At 49.7% G+C, this 1,560-nt stretch carries 1 protein-coding gene and 2 pseudogenes; all 3 read right to left on the reverse strand.

Features of this window, described 5'->3' with window-relative positions; translation table 11 throughout:
• Positions 1-179: pseudogene (rplC, locus tag LMED105_RS15900) on the reverse strand (50S ribosomal protein L3); the annotation flags it as partial.
• A gap of 99 nt (positions 180-278) precedes the next feature.
• Positions 279-590 (reverse strand): 30S ribosomal protein S10, encoded by a 312-nt coding sequence (gene rpsJ / locus LMED105_RS15905; protein WP_008253393.1) that lies wholly within the window; start codon positions 588-590, stop codon positions 279-281.
• A gap of 99 nt (positions 591-689) precedes the next feature.
• Positions 690-1,560, reverse strand: a pseudogene (locus tag LMED105_RS15910) (elongation factor Tu); the annotation flags it as partial.

Raw genomic sequence — 1,560 nt, forward strand, 5'->3', positions numbered from 1 at the left:
CGGGAGGCTCGCTTGGACCCGTAGGCCAGCTGAACGGCTGTGTAGCCGTCTTGTTCGAGTGTTTTGAGCTGCGCAACACGGTTAGAAGACACATCCACAACAGTCACGGGAATAGAAACACCCGCGTCTGTAAAGATGCGCATCATGCCGATCTTGCGACCAATAAGGCCTAGACTCATGATTTCTCCAATTTCGGCTACGATTGGCCGAATGATTAAATTCTATCTAAAGCTAACCTTTTGAAAAGGTTAGCCGAAGATTATATGCGTTAATTAAATTTATTGCAACTTGATTTCAACATCTACGCCAGCGGGCAGATCCAGCTTCATCAAAGCATCTACGGTTTTATCTGTAGGATCTACGATATCCATCAAACGCTGATGGGTACGGATTTCAAACTGATCACGTGAAGACTTGTTCACGTGAGGAGAACGCAGAATATCGAAACGCTTAATTCGGGTGGGCAACGGAACCGGACCCTTCACAACGGCGCCTGTGCGCTTGGCTGTTTCCACGATTTCGAGAGCAGACTGATCGATCAGTTTGTAGTCGAAAGCTTTCAAGCGAATACGAATTTTTTGATTATTCATGTTTGTTCCTAAAGAGCTAAAAGAGTGTGACCAAACTTAACTTTTGGCTCACCTCAAAGTTGCCCGCATCAATCGGTTGATGCGGGCTCATTCCAAGTATTACTTGGTGATTTTGGCAACTACGCCTGCACCTACCGTACGGCCACCTTCGCGAATCGCGAAACGCAGACCCTCTTCCATCGCGATCGGGGCAATCAACTCAACACTGATTGACACGTTGTCGCCTGGCAGTACCATTTCCTTGTCCGCGGGCAAGCTGATTGAGCCTGTCACGTCGGTTGTACGGAAGTAAAACTGAGGACGGTAGTTATTGAAGAATGGCGTGTGACGACCACCTTCATCTTTGCTCAGTACGTAAATTTCCGCACTGAAGCCTGTGTGTGGCTTGATCGAACCTGGCTTGGCCAATACCTGACCGCGCTCCACGTCTTCACGCTTGGTACCACGCAACAAAACACCCACGTTGTCACCAGCCTGACCTTGGTCCAGCAGCTTGCGGAACATTTCCACGCCAGTACAAATAGTCTTGACTGTGTCTTTGATACCCACGATTTCGATTTCTTCACCAACTTTCACAATGCCGCGCTCGATACGGCCTGTTACTACCGTGCCGCGACCAGAGATGGAGAATACGTCTTCGATTGGCATCAAGAATGTGCCATCCACTGCACGCTCAGGCGTTGGAATGTAGGTATCCAATGCTTCGGCCAAACGCTTGATTGCGCCTTCGCCCAAATCACCAGTATCACCTTCCAAGGCCAGCTTGGCTGATCCCTTTACGATTGGCACGTCATCGCCAGGAAAGTCGTACTTGGAAAGTAGCTCACGCACTTCCATTTCAACCAATTCCAACAACTCTTCGTCGTCCACCATGTCGCACTTGTTCAGAAACACGATGATGTAAGGCACGCCAACCTGGCGGGCCAAAAATGTGCTCACGGGTCTGTGGCATGGGGCCGTCGGCTGCAGA

It is taken from the genome of Limnobacter sp. MED105 (assembly GCF_000170915.1).
In the GTDB taxonomy this organism is placed as follows: Bacteria; Pseudomonadota; Gammaproteobacteria; order Burkholderiales; family Burkholderiaceae_B; genus Limnobacter.